The organism is Pseudomonas sp. GM48, assembly GCF_000282335.1.
Classification (GTDB): Bacteria; Pseudomonadota; Gammaproteobacteria; order Pseudomonadales; family Pseudomonadaceae; genus Aquipseudomonas.
This window is the reverse complement of sequence record NZ_AKJM01000005.1, coordinates 21,205-39,357: the sequence shown is the minus strand read 5'-3', so window position 1 is coordinate 39,357 and position 18,153 is coordinate 21,205. Positions and strand designations below refer to the sequence as shown.

At 57.4% G+C, this 18,153-nt stretch carries 14 protein-coding genes; 5 read left to right on the top strand and 9 right to left on the bottom strand.

The window, feature by feature from the left end; genetic code table 11:
* Nucleotides 1–86 precede the first annotated feature (86 nt).
* From PMI28_RS27410 to PMI28_RS27430, 5 genes are all read left to right on the top strand, one after another.
* Complete coding sequence (locus tag PMI28_RS27410; protein WP_007981495.1) at nt 87–1,670, top strand: peptide chain release factor 3; 1,584 nt, start codon at nt 87–89, stop codon at nt 1,668–1,670.
* 239 nt (nt 1,671–1,909) lie between these two features.
* The gene (locus PMI28_RS27415; RefSeq protein WP_007981493.1) at nt 1,910–3,298 is read left to right on the top strand and encodes a DUF6002 family protein; all 1,389 of its coding nucleotides are present in this window, start codon (nt 1,910–1,912) and stop codon (nt 3,296–3,298) included.
* Nucleotides 3,288–4,340, top strand: coding sequence for a hypothetical protein (locus tag PMI28_RS27420; RefSeq protein WP_007981491.1), 1,053 nt, complete (start codon nt 3,288–3,290; stop codon nt 4,338–4,340). The genes PMI28_RS27415 and PMI28_RS27420 overlap by 11 nt, the downstream gene beginning before the upstream one ends.
* A complete protein-coding gene (locus PMI28_RS27425; RefSeq protein WP_007981488.1) occupies nt 4,333–5,565 on the top strand; it encodes an MFS transporter in 1,233 nt (410 codons plus the stop codon). The genes PMI28_RS27420 and PMI28_RS27425 overlap by 8 nt, the downstream gene beginning before the upstream one ends.
* Before the next feature lie 150 nt (nt 5,566–5,715).
* A complete protein-coding gene (locus tag PMI28_RS27430; protein ID WP_007981486.1) occupies nt 5,716–5,973 on the top strand; it encodes a hypothetical protein in 258 nt (85 codons plus the stop codon).
* Between the two features lie 169 nt (nt 5,974–6,142).
* On the opposite strand, the gene PMI28_RS27435 is transcribed toward PMI28_RS27430, so the two are convergent.
* The 9 genes from PMI28_RS27435 to PMI28_RS27475 all read right to left on the bottom strand — a co-directional run bounded on the left by PMI28_RS27435 (nt 6,143) and on the right by PMI28_RS27475 (nt 18,089).
* Nucleotides 6,143–7,123: a peptide ABC transporter ATP-binding protein gene (locus PMI28_RS27435; RefSeq protein ID WP_007981485.1), complete on the bottom strand. Its 981-nt coding sequence runs from the start codon at nt 7,121–7,123 to the stop codon at nt 6,143–6,145.
* Nucleotides 7,123–8,091 (bottom strand): ABC transporter ATP-binding protein, encoded by a 969-nt coding sequence (locus PMI28_RS27440; RefSeq protein WP_007981483.1) that lies wholly within the window; start codon nt 8,089–8,091, stop codon nt 7,123–7,125. The genes PMI28_RS27435 and PMI28_RS27440 overlap by 1 nt, the downstream gene beginning before the upstream one ends.
* Before the next feature lie 10 nt (nt 8,092–8,101).
* Nucleotides 8,102–9,013 (bottom strand): ABC transporter permease subunit, encoded by a 912-nt coding sequence (locus PMI28_RS27445; protein WP_007981481.1) that lies wholly within the window; start codon nt 9,011–9,013, stop codon nt 8,102–8,104.
* A gap of 10 nt (nt 9,014–9,023) precedes the next feature.
* Nucleotides 9,024–10,034, bottom strand: coding sequence for an ABC transporter permease subunit (locus PMI28_RS27450; RefSeq protein ID WP_007981479.1), 1,011 nt, complete (start codon nt 10,032–10,034; stop codon nt 9,024–9,026).
* A gap of 74 nt (nt 10,035–10,108) precedes the next feature.
* On the bottom strand, nt 10,109–11,704 hold the full coding sequence (locus PMI28_RS27455; protein ID WP_007981477.1) for an ABC transporter substrate-binding protein: 1,596 nt from the start codon (nt 11,702–11,704) through the stop codon (nt 10,109–10,111).
* Nucleotides 11,705–11,782: 78 nt separating this feature from the next.
* Nucleotides 11,783–13,216, bottom strand: coding sequence for an OprD family porin (locus tag PMI28_RS27460; protein WP_007981475.1), 1,434 nt, complete (start codon nt 13,214–13,216; stop codon nt 11,783–11,785).
* A gap of 175 nt (nt 13,217–13,391) precedes the next feature.
* On the bottom strand, nt 13,392–14,993 hold the full coding sequence (locus PMI28_RS27465) for an ABC transporter substrate-binding protein (RefSeq protein WP_007981473.1): 1,602 nt from the start codon (nt 14,991–14,993) through the stop codon (nt 13,392–13,394).
* Between the two features lie 303 nt (nt 14,994–15,296).
* Complete coding sequence (locus tag PMI28_RS27470) at nt 15,297–16,922, bottom strand: ABC transporter substrate-binding protein (protein ID WP_007981472.1); 1,626 nt, start codon at nt 16,920–16,922, stop codon at nt 15,297–15,299.
* Between the two features lie 450 nt (nt 16,923–17,372).
* Nucleotides 17,373–18,089, bottom strand: coding sequence for an SIMPL domain-containing protein (locus PMI28_RS27475; RefSeq protein WP_007981470.1), 717 nt, complete (start codon nt 18,087–18,089; stop codon nt 17,373–17,375).
* Nucleotides 18,090–18,153: the final 64 nt, after the last annotated feature.

Sequence of the window (18,153 nt, the reverse complement as noted above, 5' to 3'; positions counted from 1 at the left end):
GCTGCTACGGGCGAACGGTGGTCCGGAGGTCGCGATTTGGGCTATACTCGCCGCCCTTTTTTGAATCACCTGCCAGGCGATTTCCCATGACCAAACAGGCCGCCGAAGTCGCGAAACGCCGCACTTTCGCCATTATTTCCCACCCCGATGCCGGTAAAACCACCATCACCGAGAAACTCTTGCTGATGGGCAAGGCCATTGCTATTGCCGGTACGGTGAAATCCCGAAAGTCCGACCGCCATGCCACCTCCGACTGGATGGAAATGGAAAAGCAGCGGGGTATTTCCATTACCACGTCGGTCATGCAGTTCCCGTATCGCGAGCACATGATCAACCTGCTCGACACCCCGGGCCACGAAGACTTCTCCGAAGATACCTACCGCACCCTGACGGCGGTGGACTCGGCCTTGATGGTTCTCGACGGCGGTAAAGGTGTAGAGCCACGGACCATCGCCCTGATGGACGTCTGCCGTCTGCGTGACACGCCGATCGTCAGCTTCATCAACAAACTCGACCGTGACATCCGCGACCCGATCGAACTGCTCGACGAAATCGAAGCCGTCCTGAAGATCAAGGCTGCGCCGATCACCTGGCCGATCGGTTGCTACCGTGACTTCAAAGGCGTGTATCACCTCGCCGATGACTACATCATCGTGTACACCGCCGGTCACGGCCATGAGCGCACCGAAACCAAGATCATCGAAAAGCTCGACTCCGACGAGGCGCGTGCGCACCTGGGTGACGAGTACGAGCGTTTCCTCGAACAGCTTGAGCTGGTGCAGGGCGCCTGCCACGAGTTCAACCAGCAGGAATTCCTCGACGGCCAGCTGACCCCGGTGTTCTTCGGTACGGCACTGGGCAACTTCGGTGTCGACCATGTTCTCGACGCCGTGGTCGACTGGGCGCCGCGCCCTCTGGCGCGCGTGGCCAACGAGCGCACCGTGGAGCCGGTGGAAGAGAAGTTCTCGGGCTTCATCTTCAAGATCCAGGCAAACATGGACCCGAAACACCGCGACCGCATCGCCTTCATGCGTATCTGCTCCGGCAAGTACGAAAAAGGCATGAAGATGCGCCACGTGCGCACCGGCAAGGACGTGCGGATCGGCGACGCGCTGACCTTCTTCTCTTCCGAGCGTGAGCAACTGGAAGAGGCGTTTGCCGGCGACATCATCGGCCTGCACAACCACGGCACCATCCAGATCGGCGATACCTTCAGCGAAGGCGAAGTCCTGGGCTTCACCGGCATCCCGCACTTCGCCCCGGAACTGTTCCGTCGCGTACGTCTGAAAGATCCGCTGAAATCCAAGCAACTGCGCCAGGGCCTGCAGCAACTGGCCGAAGAAGGCGCGACCCAGGTGTTCTTCCCGGAACGCAGCAACGACATCATCCTCGGCGCCGTCGGCGTGCTGCAGTTCGATGTGGTCGCCAGCCGTTTGAAAGAGGAATACAAGGTCGAGTGCTCCTACGAGCCGATCACCGTTTATTCCGCACGCTGGATCGAATGCAGCGACAAGAAGAAGCTTGAGGAATTCTCCAACAAGGCTGTGGAAAACCTGGCACTGGACGGCGGTGGTCACCTGACTTACCTCGCGCCGACCCGGGTCAACCTGGCGCTGATGGAAGAGCGCTGGCCGGACGTGAAATTCCGTGCGACGCGTGAGCATCATTAAGCGCTGAGTTGCAAAATCAAAAAGCCCCGACGCGAATGCCTCGGGGCTTTTTGTTGCCTGGTTAGGTTCGAGTCGATCAGGGTGTCGGATGTTTCTGTAGGGGATTTTTCCGCTTTTTGTAGCTCGAATCTTGTTTTTATTTCTCCAGGCTTTTTCCCGCGACACGGCACTCATAGAGGTCTAGCGTTCACTGAACATTACGCAAGAAGTGACTTTCCACGTGCAGGAGCGCAAGACAAATGGATGTGATGAAAACCGACTCGAGTGCAACGGCGACACAACAACCTAAGCCACCGGTTTCTGTTCTCGAGCGTTACTACGATCTGATCGTCAACAGCACTTCCGATTTCGAAATCAGCAGCGACGGTGCTTTCGAACCTTCAATGAGGTTGCCTGTATTGGACTCCCGTATGCAGGCCTTTCTTTCCGTTGCCACTGCGCAGTTTTTTGAGTTGGGTCGCTATCGAGGTGTACCGCTACGCTTGTTCGACCTGCGGCAAAACGTAAATACACAAACAACGAAGACCTTTGCTTCCACACTGATCGTTGCACGTGCCATTCGGCATATTCAGGAAACGGGTGACAGTATCTTGTTGTTTTCCCCTTCGTCCGGCAACAAGGCCATTGCATTACGTGATGCGGTTCTACGCGCGTTGAAAGCCAAACTGGTTCATCCCGAACAGTTGCGTATTGTCACGCTGACACCTGTGCAGACGATCGGGAAGTTGCGTAGGAGCGAACTTTACGATGACCCTCGGCTGCGTGCTCTGAACCCGATATTTGTCCTTGATGCCGACTCGCCGGAGGCTGTGAAGGCTATTGGGCAGCAGTTCAAAGAGCTCTTCAATAACGAACCATTGGGTGATTCGAAGCTGTGGCATTCCCTGCGACTGGAAAACTATCGATTCTCTGACCAAGCCCGAGCTTTTTTTGATTTCGAGTATGGCGATGCTTGGGATACCGATCGCAAAACAGTACACGTGCATGCGGTGTCGAGCGCATATGGACTTCTGGGATATTGCTCTGGCGTGGACGTATTGAAACGTCTAAGAAAACAGGTTTCCACACCTTCGTTTCTATTGGTTCAACACTTGGCTACCAGTGACATGGTTCTGCATTTGCTCGATGGAAATTTCGAGGGCGCTTCTACTCCACTCTATACGCAGGCAGACGACGGACTGTGGATGCAATCGGCGTCTGCGCATTTTCCTGCTACGACTTGGAGTCCCGACGAGACTCTCGAATCTACTTTTTACACGCACTTACCGCCCACCGCTGTGGAAATGACTGAACATGTCCGGGCCAATGGAGGCTCTGGAATTGTCGTTTCGCTGTATGAGTGTATGCAACGCTACAGCGAATGCGTTCAGTTGCTCGCCAACACCGCTGTGAGATTGCCCAGCGACCCTCGCGACCTGAGGGAGTGGTCATTGGTGATGGCGATGACTGGTTGCTTGAATGCGATTGATCGACAGCTATTGGAGGGCGTGGACGGATACACCATTCATGCATCAGGCACCTATTGTCTTGGGGACTATGAGGTTGTGCCGTTTGATGGGCTGTCATTTATTACAAGTGCTGATGAGATGATTGAGACCCTTCGTAACGGAAATAAAGATGAGCGCTGATTTTCGAATGAGTCAGAAAACAGTCTGCCACTTTCGTATTTACAGTGGGCCCTCCCGAGCCGGAACTCCGGCTCGTCTTACGTATTTCGGGGTGGAAGCAGGACTGCTTTACATTGCTCCTTTTGTAGCTCAATGCTTTTTCGAGCATTTTTCTGCAGATCAAGAAGGGACTATGGAGTGGGAGCAACTTGATGACTTTATAAAACAGAATCAAACCGACATGAGTTTGTTGATGGCTTCATTGGACATCATCCAGCAATGCCAGCAGCCCGGCGATGTTGTGGGGCTCAGCAGGGTTCACCAGCGAGTCGATGTTTCTGCTGGGTTGGAACATGTGCTGGGGCAACTGTCTCAACGAGAAAGCAAGCGTCGAACTCAATCGATCAAAGAGGGCTTCAAGTTCGATGTGTCATTTGAGGATGAAGACTTCTTCTCCTTTTATCGCTCCATGCATGCTCCGACAATGAGCGCTCGCTACGGGGCTTTTGCTCGAAGTGTGCAGGAGCAATCGGCATATCTGGATTTGTTCAAACGAGGAGTGTTATTTCGGATTCTTTTGAATGAGAAATGGGTAGCAGGGAGTGTTTCCCAGATTGATATGTCGACGCGCACATTGAATGCGCGATTGATCGGAGTGAAGGACGGCTCTGCGCTTTTTCGTGCAAATGGCGCGCAAAATTTTGTTTATCACGCGATCCTGGAATGGGCCTCCAATCAATCATCCATCGACTGTGTTGACTTCCAAGGTTGCGAACCATTTTTAAGCAAGGGAACTTTTCAATACAAAAAACGCTTCGGAGCGAAGGCCGTTGTTCCGAAGAATGATTTCGGTCAATGGCGGCTATTAATTCGAGTGCCGACGCTTTGTGTCTCAGTCCGGCAGTTTCTGGTCAATAACCCTCTGATAGGTCTGGATGCTGATGGCCAGCTTCAAGCGCAGTATTTTTTCGATGCAGATCACGAGATTCGTTCGGATATTCCCTTCGCTTCAAAAGGCATTCATAGCCAAGTGAGCCACAATCTTGACCAATGGTATGACTAGTCGGCTCACCCGTCTGATTCGGTTAGATGGCTACTTCTGCTCAATGGCCTGGGTGCTTGCTGCGTTGATCTTTATCAGCCGGTTGAGCGCCATGGTCAAATTGTTCATGGCGTTGTACCTGCGTCAGGCGCTGGGGCTGCCGATTGAAACCGTCGGCTGGTTGCTTTCGGCATATGGAGCAGGGTTGCTGATTGGGTCATTGGGCGGTGGGCTGCTAAGTGATCATTTCTCCACGAAACGGCTTACCGCCTTACTGTTTTTTGTTTCGGCATGGATCCTGGTCTTGTTGGGGTTGGTCACAGACGTTTCGTTGCTGGCTGCATTACTGCTGTCCAGCGGTGTACTCGATGGTGCGATTCGTACGCTTCATCAGCGTTTGATCATGGAGTATTGCCAAGTTGCGCAGCGTGCCCGTGCGCAGTCATTGAATCGTGTTTCCAGCAACCTTGGTATGGCGATAGCCGGAGTATTGGGTGGCGTTCTGGCGGAGACTGATTTTCGCTGGGTGTTTTTTTTCAGTGCAGCCATGACGCTGTTAGCTTTAGCCTGGTTTGTCCGGGCGACAGTTCATCGAGAGGTTCTGAAATCGGATGAAGTCCCTGACACAGCTTCGCATTCCGGTGTCCCTTTTCGAGACAAGCCTTTCGTTTGGTTGCTAGTGGCTTCTGTGCTACTCGGTCTTGCCTTCGAACCGGTCTACAGCATGTTAGGTAACTATTTACTCGAGAGTTATAGACTGGGGCCCGAGGTCATCGGATGGCAATTTGCACTCAATGCACTGCTGGTAGTTTTGCTGCAAATTCCGTTATCTCACCTGAGTGAGTCATGGGGGGCGCGTCGGCAACTGCTGGCAGGTGCCTTGTTGCTGGCTTGTGGGCTGGGAATGTTGCCGTGGGGGAGCGGGATCCTTTATGTCAGCCTGTCGACCGTAGTCTGGACTCTTGGCGAAATCCTCTTTATGCCAACGTTAAATGTCATGGTTATGTACCGTGCAAAAGCGGGTAGAAGCGGACTTTACTTCGGGCTTTTTTCGATGTGCTGGAGTACGAGTGTGCTTCTTTCTCCGACAGTTGGCGGCCAACTGTACGGTCACTTTGGTGGGCATAGTGTCTGGATCGCAAGCGCAGTATTGGCATTAACATCCATGCCGCTGATTTACCTTGCGACATGTTCATGTACCCACAAAGTGATAAATCACTCTTTGAAAAGTGAGGCAGCCACATAGTTGATCTGGTTATAGGCCTTATTCAAAAGCAATCTCTACATACGCGGCAATTCCGTGGCTTCGACAGCGTCCAATCTGGAGAACCCGGCTGATCGGAACTAGATTTCACTCAGCACCAGACAGGCACTCTACGAAAGGAAGGAATCGGCTATGAACAGGTTGTTTCGCGTTTTACTGCTGTTGAAGGTGTTGGTGATGCTCTCGTTCGGGACTTCGATGGCGTGGGCCGAGTGTATCGATCACGGGGAGCAGGCTTCGAGCGGGCAGGCGGGTTACGCAGGGTTGATGCTCGCCAAATCCGAATCGGAACCGGGCGATCAGGGGCAGGGTGGCGCTGACAACGGCGATGACTCGACCACCGACGAGCCGGACTCCGATGATGAAGAAGAAGGCGACAGCCAGACGTAAGCCACAGACAAAAGAAAACCCCCTCTACCAGACCGATGCGCAATCGAAGTAGAAGGGGTTTGGTTAACGCGTTACCTGTGGGAGCGGGCTTGCTCGCGAAAGCGGTCTGTCAGTCGACGTTGATGTTGACTGCAATGACGCCTTCGCGAGCAAGCCCGCTCCCACATTTTTATGCCGCGCCGTCGAGAAATTGCTCGGCGTAGTGGCAGGCCACCTGGCGGCCGTCTAGCAGGCGCAGGGCCGGCTCTTCAGTGCTGCAACGCTCGGTGGCGTACGGGCAGCGCTTGTGGAAAGCGCAGCCGGATGGCGGGTTCAGCGGGTTGGGCAACTCGCCGACGATCTTGATTTTCGGCTTGTCCGGATCCGGGTGGATGGCCGGCGTCGCCGACAGCAGCGCCTGGGTGTAAGGGTGCAGGGGACGGGAGTAAATGTCCTCTTTCGTGCCCATTTCCACCGGGCGACCGAGATACATCACCATCACATGGTCGGCAACGTGGCGTACCACTGCCAGGTTGTGGGAGATGAACACGTAAGCGGTGTTGAACTCTTGCTGCAAATCCATGAACAGGTTGAGCACCTGCGCCTGAATCGATACGTCCAGCGCCGAGGTCGGTTCGTCCGCCACCAGCACTTTCGGTTGCAGCATCATCGCCCGGGCCAGGGCGATCCGCTGGCGCTGACCGCCGGAGAACATGTGCGGATAACGCTGGTAGTGCTCGGGACGCAAGCCCACCTGCTTCATCATCGCCTGGACTTTCTCGCGACGTTCGGCGGCGCTCAGGTTGGTGTTGATCAATAACGGCTCGGCAAGCTGATCACCGACTTTCTGCCGTGGGTTCAACGAGGCGTACGGGCTCTGGAACACCATCTGCACGTCTTTGCGCAGTTGCTTGCGCTGGGCCTTGTTGGCACCGGCGACTTCCTGTCCGGCAATTTTCAAGGAGCCGGAGGACGGCTCTTCGATCAGGGTCAGGGCACGGGCCAGGGTGGATTTGCCGCAGCCCGACTCGCCGACGACAGCGAGGGTCTTGCCGGCTTCCAGTTCGAACGACACACCGTTGAGGGCGCGCACAGTGGCGTGGCCCTTGAACAGGCCTCGGGACACCTCGTAGTGACGGGTCAGGTCGCGGGCGGTAAGAACGACGGCCATTACGCCACCTCCTGGTTCAGCGGGTAGAAGCAGCGAGCGAGGCTGTTGCTTTTCTGGTCAAGGGCCGGACGTTGCTGGCGGCAGTTGTCTTTCACGTACGGGCAGCGCGGCGACAGCAGGCAGCCCTGCGGACGGTCGTAGCGACCGGGAACGATGCCCGGCAGGGTCGACAGGCGCGAGGCACCCAGGCTGTGTTCCGGAATCGCCTTGAGCAGCGCTTCGCTGTACGGGTGCGCCGGAATGTCGAACAGTTGCGGCACCTGGCCCACTTCGACCGCTTGGCCGGCGTACATCACGCACACGCGCTGGGCGGTTTCGGCCACAACGGCGAGGTCGTGGGTGATCAGCACCAGGCCCATGTTCTGCTCTTTCTGCAACGCCAGCAGCAGGTCCATGATCTGCGCCTGAATGGTCACGTCCAGCGCCGTGGTCGGTTCGTCGGCGATCAGCAGTTTCGGTTCGCCGGCGATCGCCATGGCAATCGCGACACGCTGGCTCATGCCGCCGGACAGTTGATGCGGGTAGGCGTCCATACGGCTGGCGGCACCCGGGATTTCAACTTTTTCCAGCAGTTCGATGGCGCGCTTGCGGGCAGCCTTGCCGGACATTTTCAGGTGCAGGCGCAGCACTTCTTCAATCTGGAAACCCACGGTGTAGCTCGGGTTCAGCGCGGTCATCGGGTCCTGGAAGACCATGGACAGGTCTTTCCCGACGATCTGTCGACGCTGGCGATTGTTGAGCTTGAGCATGTTCTTGCCGTCGAAATTCAGGGCGTCAGCGGTGACGATCCCCGGATGCTCGATCAGGCCCATCAGCGCCATCATGGTCACGGACTTGCCGGAACCCGATTCGCCAACGATGGCCAGCACTTCGCCTTTGTCCACTGTCAGGTCGAGGCCGTCGACTACTGGCGTGGCGTTTTTGTCGCCGAAACGAACGTTGAGATTCTTGATTTCTAGCAGTGACATGGGAATCTCCTCAGGCGGCGTTCTTGAGTTTCGGGTCCAGCGCGTCGCGCAGGCCGTCACCCATCAAGTTGATTGCCAGCACGCTGAGCAAAATGGTCAAGCCAGGCAGGCTCACGACCCACCAGGCGCGTTCGATGTAGTCGCGGGCCGAAGCCAGCATGGTGCCCCACTCAGGGGTTGGCGGTTGTACGCCAAGGCCGAGGAAGCCCAGTGCCGCGGCATCGAGGATCGCCGAAGAGAAGCTCAGGGTGGCCTGAACGATCAGCGGCGCCATGCAGTTAGGCAGCACGGTAACGAACATCAGGCGTGGCAGGCCGGCACCGGCCAGGCGCGCGGCGGTCACGTAGTCGCGGTTCAGCTCGCCCATCACCGCAGCGCGAGTCAGGCGAACATAGGACGGTAGGGACACCACGGCGATGGCGATCACGGTGTTGATCAGGCCAGGGCCGAGGATGGCGACAATCGCCACGGCCAGCAGCAGGGACGGCAGGGCCAGCATGATGTCCATCAGACGCATGATGGTCGGGCCGAGCACGCGCGGGAAGAACCCGGCGAACAGACCCAGCAGGATGCCCGGAATCAGCGACATGACCACCGACGACAAGCCGATCATCAAGGACAGGCGCGAACCGTGGATCAGACGCGACAGCAGGTCGCGACCGAGTTCATCGGTCCCCAGCAGGAACTGGATATGCCCGCTTTCCAGCCAGGCCGGCGGGGTCAGCAGGAAGTCGCGGTACTGCTCGCTCGGGTTATGCGGCGCGACCCAAGGGGCGAAGATTGCGCAGAAAATCACCAGCAGCATGAACATCAGGCCGGCGACGGCACCTTTGTTCTTGGAGAACGCTTGCCAGAACTCTTTGTACGGAGACGGGTACAGCAGGCTTTGATCGACTGCTACCGATGGAATTGGAGTGGTCATGGTCATGATCTCAGCGCTGATGACGGATGCGTGGGTTGGCAAAGCCGTAGAGGATGTCCACTACGAAGTTGACCACAATCACCAGGCAGGCGATTAACAGGATGCCGTTTTGCACGACGGGATAGTCCCGGGCGCCAATGGCTTCGATCAGCCATTTGCCGATGCCGGGCCAGGAGAAAATGGTTTCGGTCAGGACCGCGCCGGCCAGCAGGGTGCCGACTTGCAGGCCGACCACCGTCAGTACCGGAATCAGTGCGTTACGCAGGCCGTGGACGAACACCACGCGTGCCGGCGACAGGCCTTTGGCCTTGGCGGTGCGGATGTAGTCCTCACGCAACACTTCGAGCATCGAGGAGCGGGTCATCCGCGCAATCACTGCCAGCGGAATGGTGCCGAGCACGATGGCCGGCAGGATCAGGTGGTGCAGGGCGTCGAAGAAGGCGTCCGGCTCGTCGGCCAGCAGCGTGTCGATCAGCATGAAGCCGGTGCGCGGCTCGATGTCGTAGAGCAGGTCGATCCGCCCGGAAACCGGGGTCCATCCCAGGCTCACCGAGAAGAACATAATCAGGATCAGGCCCCACCAGAAGATCGGCATCGAGTATCCCGCCAGGGAGACCCCCATCACCCCATGGTCGAACAGGGACCCTCGCTTGAGTGCCGCGATCACTCCGGCCAGGAGGCCCAGGACACCGGCGAACAACAGCGCGGCCGAGGACAATTCCAGGGTCGCGGGGAACAGGGAGGTGAATTCGGACCAGACGCTTTCACGGGTTCGCAGGGATTCACCGAGATCGCCGTGGGCCAGTTTGCCGATGTAATCCAGGTACTGGGCATACAGGGGTTTGTTCAGACCTAGGCGTTCCATTGCCTGAGCGTGCATTTCCGGGTCGACTCTGCGTTCGCCCATCATGACTTCCACGGGGTCGCCAGGGATCATGCGAATCAACGCGAATGTCAGCAAGGTGATGCCGAAAAACGTGGGGATCAGTAACCCCAGTCGGCGGGCAATAAAACTAAACATCGTAAGGTGTACCTCATCAGCCGGTTAGGCGTGCCCGACATGCCTGGGGTCAGGCATGCCGGGAGTTTTCTTATCTACTTCACCTGGGTGGTGGCGAAGTTATTCGTGGTGAGGGGGCTAATGTGATAGCCCTCTACGTTGTTGCGCATTGCGGTGAACATTCTAGTGTGTGCGAGGCTGATCCATGGCTGGTCCTGGTTAAAAATAACCTGGGCCTGTTCGTAGAGCGCTGCACGCTCGGCCGGATCGGTTTTTTCCCGGGCCTGGTCGATCAGCGCCTGGAACTTGTCATTGCACCAGCGGGCGTAGTTTTCTCCGTTCTTGGCTGCTTCACAACTGAGCATAGGCGTCAGGAAGTTATCCGGGTCGCCGTTATCGCCCGCCCATCCGGCGGAAACCATATCGTGCTCGCCGTTTTTGGCGCGTTTGAGCATTTCGCCCCATTCCATCACGCGGATGTCGATCTTGATCCCGACCTTGGCCAGGTCGGCTTGCATCATCTGCGCGCCGAGCATCGGGTTCGGGTTGGTGGCACCACCGCCGTTACGGGTGAACAGGGTGAATACCGTGCCTTCCGGTACGCCGGCTTCCTTGAGCAGGGCGCGGGCCTTGTCCAGGTCACGGGGCGGGTTCTTCAGGTCGTGGTTGTAGCCCAGCAGAGTGTCCGGGAACGGGTTGACCGCCGCGGTCGCATTGCCTTTGCCGAACAGCGCGTTGACGGCTGCTTCCTTGTCGAAGGCGATGTCGATGGCTTTACGCACACGCACGTCGCTCAGGTATTTGTGCGTGGTGTTGATAGCGATGTACGCAACGGTCATCGCGTTCAGTTCGTCGACTTTGAGCTTGGTGTCTTTCCTGATGCTCTGGATGTCGTCCGGTTTCGGGTACAGCGCGACCTGGCATTCGTTGGCCTTGAGCTTCTGCAGGCGCACGTTGTTGTCGGTGGCGATGGCGAAGATCAATGAGTCAGCCGGTGCCTTGCCACGGAAGTAGTCCGGGTTGGCCTTGAAACGAACCTGGGCATCCTTGTTGTAGCGCTGGAAGACGAACGGACCGGTGCCGACCGGCTTGCTGTTCAGATCGCCGGTCTTGCCGGCCTTGAGCAACTGGTCGGCGTATTCGGCGGAGTAGATCGAAGAAAACGCCATGGCGATATCGGCCAGGAACGGCGCTTCGCGGCGGGTCAGGGTGAACTTGACCGTGTTGTCGTCGACTTTCTCGACGTTTTTCAGCAGTTCCTTGAAGCCCATGCTTTCAAAGTACGGGAAGCCTACGCTCGACAGCTTGTGCCATGGGTGGTTCGGGTCCAGCTGACGCTGGAAGCTCCAGACCACGTCGTCGGCATTCATGTCGCGGGTCGGCTTGAAGTATTCGGTGGTGTGGAACTTGACGCCTTTACGCAGGTGGAACGTGTACGTCAGACCGTCCTCGCTGATGTCCCAGGATTCGGCCAGTGCCGGAATCACATCAGTGGTGCCGGGCTTGAAGTCCGCCAGGCGATTGAAGATGGTTTCGGCCACCGCATCGGCTGTGACTGCAGTCGTGTACTGGACCATGTCGAAGCCTTCGGGGCTGTTTTCGGTGCAAACCACCAAGGGTTTGGCCGAGACGCCGACAGCGACACTGAGCAACGCGGCCGCAATGGCCGCACGTAGGGGAAGCATTTTCATCAAGAACCCTCTGCAATCAGTTAAAGGACAAAAGCCGAACGGTCGATTCGTCATCGAATCAGCCGTTCGGCACGTGCATTACAGGATGTTGAACGGAACCGTGGTCACGAGGCGGAACTCGTTGATGCTGCCGTCAGCCTGGTTTTCGCTGGCACGGTGAGCGGTGTAGGTGCCGCGGATCGTGGTGGCCTTGAGTGGGCCGCTCTGCACGGCGTAGGTCGCGCCGATGCCGTATTCGTAATGGTGTTCGCCATCTTGCGACTGGATACCGTCGTAGCCCTTGCCAGCCACACCCTGGTTGCCGGTGTAGTGAGTACCGTCGATACCCCAGCCACGAGCCTGGTAGATGTTGAACTTCAGGCCTGGCACGCCGTATTCGGCCATGTTCAGACCGTAGGCAACCTGGAACGATTTTTCGTTCGGGCCGTTGAAGTCCGACAGCAGGGAGTTGGCCAGGTAGATGCCGTTGGTTTCGTGCAGGTAGTCGAAGTACTCGTTACCGTTCACTTCCTGATACGAGAAAGTCAGTGTGTGCGCCTGGTGGGTCAGGCCGAACGACAGGGAATAGGTGTCGTTGTCGATATCGCCGATCAGGGCTTTACCGGTTTCCTTGGTTTTGTAGTAGTTCAGGCCGGTGGTCAGGCTCAGTACCTGGCTGTCGCCCAGTACGTGAGAGGCGCCGAAGTAGTACTGGTTCCAGATGTCTTCAGCCTGGGTCGCCCAGAGGCTGGTGGTCAGGCTGGCAAGCGGGTTGTAGGTGATGCCGCCGGTGTAGACGTGGTCGGTTTCGACGATGCCATTGGCGTATTCGGTGCGGAATTTGCGCTGGCTTTCTTCGGTACGCGGCGAGTTGCGGTCGAAGGTGCCCAGGTCGAAGGCCAGGTTGTTCAGCTCTTCGCTGTGGATGGCTACACCTTCGAAGCTCGAAGGCAATGCACGGTTACCGATCACGTCGACCATCGGGCTGCTGAAGTTCATGCGGCCGGCGGTCAGGGTGGTGTTGGAGACACGGGCCTTGACGTTGGCCAGGCCCATTTTGCTCCACTGGCCTTGAGCGTCGCCGCCCTCTTTGGTCAGGGTACGGTTGTTGCCTGCGCCTGGACGAGAGCCCGGTGCGCCACCGTTGTTGGACGCCAGATCTTTGCGGTCCCGGTCCAGGGCAATGGCGTTGTAGGCGGCAACTTCAGTGCTGAAACCAACAGTGCCTTCGGTGAAGCCCGAGTTGTACTTGAGGATAGTGCCCTGGACCCAGTTGATCCGGCGATCGGTCGGGGTCGAAACGCCGTCCTTCTTGTAGGCGAATTTGGCGCCGCGTTGCAGTTGCTCGTTGGCGTACCAGTTACGCGTGGTGCCGGTGATCGACTGGCCTTCGACAAAGCCGGTGGCTTCGCTTTGGGCGTTTTTCTCGTTCACGGTAACCGGGGTGAAAGCCTGGCTTTGGGTTTCTGCGTAAGCCGTGGCGGTTACGCTGCTGATGGCCAGGGCCAGTAACGCGGTGCTGCTCAGTTTCATGGGTAAAGCTCCTTACTTTCTTTTTTTATACCGGTCTTTTTTTTTGTGATCCGGCTATTGGTTTAGAACTCGTTCACGGCGTCGCAAACGTTTGCTGCCAGCCAAATTGGCAAAAAACGGCAAAGCGTCTGCGTGAGGGCGGAAAATCCGCCCCCTGGCATTTCTGGCTAATCGGTTATTTTTCTATGCTGACACCCGAGAAAACATTGCGACCGAACGGGCTCACCTTGAACCCTTCGATTTTGGCGCTCAGCGGCTGGTTGACCGTTGAGTGGGCGACCGGCGTGATTGGCACTTGCTGCTTGAGCAACTGCTGCGCCTGTTTGTAGAGCTGGGTGCGCTGGTCACGGTCGGTGACGACCTTGGCCTGCTTGATCAGCTTGTCGTAAGCCGGATCACACCACATCGAGTAGTTGTTACCGCCAATGGCATCGCAGCTGTACAGCGTGCCCAGCCAATTGTCCGGATCACCGTTGTCACCGGTCCAGCCGATCAGGCTGATGTCGTGCTCGCCGTTCTTGGTGCGTTTGATGTACTCGCCCCACTCATAGCTGACAATCTTGACCTTGAGACCGATCTTCGCCCAGTCAGCCTGGAGCATCTCGGCCATCAACTTGGCGTTGGGGTTGTACGGACGCTGGACCGGCATGGCCCAGAGGGTGATTTCGGTGCCTTCCTTGACGCCGGCAGCCTTGAGCAGTTCCTTGGCTTTCTCCGGATTGTAGGCAGCGTCCCTGATGGTGTCGTCGTAGGACCATTGGGTCGGCGGCATGGCGTTGACCGCCAGTTGCCCGGCGCCCTGGTAAACGGCATTGAGAATGCCTTGCTTGTTCACCGCCATGTCCAGCGCCTGACGCACTTCGAGCTGGTCGAACGGCTTGTGGCGCACGTTGTAGGCGATGTAGCCGAGGTTGAATCCAGGCTTCTCGATCAGTTGCAGCGCCGGGTCGTTCTTCAGCGCGGTCACATCGGCAGGGCGCGGGTGCAGGGTGATCTGGCACTCGCCGGCCTTGAGTTTCTGCACGCGCACCGAAGCGTCGGTGTTGATGGCGAAAATCAGGTTGTCGAGCTTGACCCGGCTCGGGTCCCAGTAATGCTTGTTGCCGGTGTAGCGGATGTTCGAGTCTTTCTGGTAGCTCTTGAACACGAACGGCCCGGTGCCGACCGGCTTCTGGTTGATGTCGCTCGGCTTGCCTTCGGCCAGCAGTTTGTCGGCGTACTCGGCCGACAGGATGGCGGCGAAGCTCATGGCGATGTTCTGGATGAACGCGGCGTCCACGCTGTTGAGCGTAAAGACCACGGTCAGCGGCCCGGTCTTTTCGACCTTGGCGATGTTCTTGTTCAGGCTCATGCCGTTGAAATACGGAAATTCTGTTGGATAAGCCTTACGGAAAGGTTGTTGCGGATCCAACATACGATTGAACGTGAACAGCACGTCATCGGCGTTGAAATCGCGGGTCGGCGTGAAGTATTTGGTGGTATGAAACTTCACCCCTTCGCGCAGGTGAAACGTGTATTTGAGGCCGTCCTCGGAAATATCCCAGCTCGTGGCCAGGCCCGGTACGACGTTGGTCGCGCCTTTTTCAAACTCTGCCAGTCGGTTGTACAGCGGCTCGGCGGCGTCGTTATCGGTCGCAGTGGTGTACTGCGCCGTGTCGAAACCGGCGGGGCTGCCCTCGGAGCAGAACACCAGGCTGTTGTTGGCGGCCTGGCTGATGGAAGTGGCGGCCAACAGGCCGGTGCCCAGCAGTGCGGATAAAACCAAGGTATGGCGCATAACGCTTCCTTTTCTCTCAAAGTGTTGTCAATGAGCCGCCGTCCCGTCCGCGGACGTAGAGGCATCACTGATTTCAAGCCATGCATGCAGCAGTAACCGATGACCCACGCGTGCACTGGTCGGATCCCGACGGTATGAGCCACGGGTCCGGCAGTAAATGCGTAGAGTCCTAAAGACTCGTAGGAAATGGCAACGCGTCCTTACCCGATGCTGTAGTCAGCTGCGGATTTGGATGTAGGCGAATTCCTGCTTTCTCGGTAGATAGAGCAACGGCGACGTCAGAAACGTCGCCGTTGCAAAACCTTATTTGCTGACGCTGACGCCGTAGAAGGAGTTCAAGCCAAATGGGCTGATCTTGAAGTCCTGCACGTTGGCGCGCATAGGTTGGAACACCGTCGAGTGAGCGATAGGTGTCATTGGTACAGCATCTTTGAGGAGGTGTTGCGCCTGCTTGTACAGTTCGGTGCGCTTGGCCTGGTCCGAGGTGCGCTTGGCTTGCTTGACGGTGTCGTCAAACTTCTTGTCGCACCACTTGGAGAAGTTGTTGCCTTCCAGCGAGTCGCAACCGAACAGCACGTTCAGCCAGTTGTCCGGATCACCATTGTCGCCGCTCCAGCCAATCAGCATCGCCTGGTTTTCGCCGCCTTTGGAGCGCTTGATGTACTCGCCCCACTCGTAGCTCTGGATCTTGACCTTGAGGCCGATCTTGGACCAATCGGACTGCAGCATTTCTGCCATCAGTTTGGCGTTCGGGTTGTATGGACGCTGTACCGGCATCGCCCAGAGAACGATTTCGGTGCCATCTTTCACGCCCGCTTCCTTGAGCAGCTCTTTGGCTTTCTCAGGGTTGTACGGCGCATCCTTGATGGTGGTGTCATAGGACCACTGGGTCGGCGGCATGGCGTTGACGGCCAGTTGGCCGGCGCCCTGGTACACGGAGTCGATGATCTGTTGCTTGTTGACCGCCATGTCCAGTGCCTGGCGAACTTTCAGCTCGGCCAGCGGGTTGGCGTCGGTTTGACCCTTGACCTTGGGCATCACGTTGTAGGCGATGTAACCCAGGTTGAACCCGGCCTGGTCAGGCAGTTTCAGGTCCTTGTCTTCTTTCAGCGCCTTCAGGTCGGCCGGACGAGGGAACAGGGTGACCTGGCACTCGTTTTTCTTCAGCTTCTGGATACGTACCGACGGGTCGGTGGTGATGGCGAAGATCAGGTTGTCGATCTTCACGTCATCAGGCTTCCAGTAGTCCTTGTTCCCGGTGTAGCGGATGTTGGAGTCTTTCTGGTAGCTCTTGAACACGAACGGACCAGTGCCAACCGGCTTCTGGTTGATGTCGGCGGCCTTGCCTTCCTTGAGCAGCTGGGCAGCGTACTCGGCGGACTGGATCGAGGCGAAGCTCATGGCCATGTTCTGGATGAACGCGGCATCGACGTCTTTGAGGGTGAACTTGACAGTGTGGTCGTCGACTTTATCGATCTTGGTGATGTTGGTATCCATCCCCATGTCGGTGAAGTACGGGAATTCGGTCGGGTACGCTTTGCGGAACGGGTCATCCTTGTTAATCATGCGATTAAAGGTGAACAGCACGTCGTCGGCGTTGAACTCACGAGTTGGCTTGAAATACGGGGTGGTGTGGAACTTGACGCCTTCACGCAGGTGGAAGGTGTAGCTCAGGCCGTCATCGGAGATGTCCCACTTGGTCGCCAGCCCAGGAATAACGGCGGTGCCGCCGCGCTCGAACTGGGTGAGGCGGTTGAACATGGTTTCTGCAGAGGCGTCGAAGTCGGTTCCGGTGGTGTATTGACCTGGATCGAAACCGGCCGGGCTCCCTTCGGAGCAGAACACCAGGTTAGTCGCTGCTTGGGCGAACGGTGCGCTGGCTAGCAAGCTTGCGCCAACTAAAAACGGAATGACCGCTTGTTTAAGCATGGTGGCCTCATGATTTGTTGTCATTTTTGGAATTAGAGGACGACCTCGTGAGTCGTGCCTGCGGATACTTATGCAGGGGCCATACCCAATGCAAGATCCAGAGTGACTACAACCCTTAAACGGTGGCACGAACGTACCTTAATGTCGCATTTGTATAACTCCTGACGCATTTGACCGTTTGCGCGGCGTTTTTACGGTGCAAGTGACGCACTTTTACGGTGCGTTCCTGGCTCGGGTTGCTCCCGCGTGGGGCGGGGGTGTTACTTATTCATACCCCGGATTGTGGGGTGGGCATGGCGTGAATAAGAGTGGTTATTGTTGCACCCATAGTGGCCAATCGACGGCATTTCTCGGGTGGACCTATCCAGTTATAGCTCATGCCTGAAAACTGCCCGAAAAAAAAACGGCGATCATTTTAATGATCGCCGTTTTTGTTTACGGGCTATCGAATCAAGGCATCAGCACTTCAATCGAACCATCGGCTGTCATGCTGACCTGGCTGGTGCCGGCTTCGACATCCGGTGTCACCGGTGCGGCGTCCATGGCGGCGGCTTTCATCATCATCGGCGCGCGCAGGTAAGGCTGTGGATAACCGTTGCTGTTGAGGTTCAGGTTGACGATTTTGTATCCCTTGCCGCCGAGGGCATCGGTGGCCAGTTGGGCGCGGGCCTTGAAGGCGCTCACGGCTTCCTTGAGCAGTGCATCTTCGCTGGCCTTGCGGGTCGGGGTGGCGATGGCGAAATCCATGCCGCCCATTTTCAGGTCGGTGAGCAGTTCGCCGGTCAGCTTCGACAATGCGGCGAAATCCGGGCTTTCCAGACGCAATTCGGCACGCTCGCGCCAGCCGGTGATTTTCTGGCCCTTGGTGTCGTAGATCGGATAGCTGTTGCGACTGCCCTGGCGCAGGGTGATGTCCTTGACCTGCTTGGCCCGGGCCAGTGCCTTGTTCATGGTGGTGCTGACGTCGGCGGCGAGTTTGGCCGGGTCGCTGTTCTGTTCTTCGGTGTAGAGGGTCACGATCATCAGGTCGCGGGCCACTTCCTGACTGACTTCGGCGCGCAGGGAAATCTGGTTGTAATGAAGCTCGTCGGCGGCCAGGGCCGGGAGGCTGGCGACGGTGCCAGCGCTCAGGGCGAGGAGGGCGGCGCTGCGGCGGAATGTGTGCATGAAGGCTCCTTGAAAGGTGCGCAGGGGTATGGTCCGGGCCTGCGTGAAACCATCAGACTCTAGC

What these genes read in the sequence shown, in the direction of transcription:
- PMI28_RS27445 (WP_007981481.1), bottom strand. Translation starts at nt 9,013, where the DNA reads ATGACCACTCCAATTCCATCGGTAGCAGTCGATCAAAGCCTGCTGTAC.
- PMI28_RS27415 (WP_007981493.1), top strand. Translation starts at nt 1,910, where the DNA reads ATGGATGTGATGAAAACCGACTCGAGTGCAACGGCGACACAACAACCT.
- PMI28_RS27465 (WP_007981473.1), bottom strand. Translation starts at nt 14,993, where the DNA reads ATGCGCCATACCTTGGTTTTATCCGCACTGCTGGGCACCGGCCTGTTG.
- PMI28_RS27470 (WP_007981472.1), bottom strand. Translation starts at nt 16,922, where the DNA reads ATGCTTAAACAAGCGGTCATTCCGTTTTTAGTTGGCGCAAGCTTGCTA.
- PMI28_RS27420 (WP_007981491.1), top strand. Translation starts at nt 3,288, where the DNA reads ATGAGCGCTGATTTTCGAATGAGTCAGAAAACAGTCTGCCACTTTCGT.
- PMI28_RS27430 (WP_007981486.1), top strand. Translation starts at nt 5,716, where the DNA reads ATGAACAGGTTGTTTCGCGTTTTACTGCTGTTGAAGGTGTTGGTGATG.
- PMI28_RS27435 (WP_007981485.1), bottom strand. Translation starts at nt 7,123, where the DNA reads ATGGCCGTCGTTCTTACCGCCCGCGACCTGACCCGTCACTACGAGGTG.
- PMI28_RS27455 (WP_007981477.1), bottom strand. Translation starts at nt 11,704, where the DNA reads ATGAAAATGCTTCCCCTACGTGCGGCCATTGCGGCCGCGTTGCTCAGT.
- PMI28_RS27425 (WP_007981488.1), top strand. Translation starts at nt 4,333, where the DNA reads ATGACTAGTCGGCTCACCCGTCTGATTCGGTTAGATGGCTACTTCTGC.
- PMI28_RS27440 (WP_007981483.1), bottom strand. Translation starts at nt 8,091, where the DNA reads ATGTCACTGCTAGAAATCAAGAATCTCAACGTTCGTTTCGGCGACAAA.
- PMI28_RS27450 (WP_007981479.1), bottom strand. Translation starts at nt 10,034, where the DNA reads ATGTTTAGTTTTATTGCCCGCCGACTGGGGTTACTGATCCCCACGTTT.
- PMI28_RS27410 (WP_007981495.1), top strand. Translation starts at nt 87, where the DNA reads ATGACCAAACAGGCCGCCGAAGTCGCGAAACGCCGCACTTTCGCCATT.
- PMI28_RS27475 (WP_007981470.1), bottom strand. Translation starts at nt 18,089, where the DNA reads ATGCACACATTCCGCCGCAGCGCCGCCCTCCTCGCCCTGAGCGCTGGC.
- PMI28_RS27460 (WP_007981475.1), bottom strand. Translation starts at nt 13,216, where the DNA reads ATGAAACTGAGCAGCACCGCGTTACTGGCCCTGGCCATCAGCAGCGTA.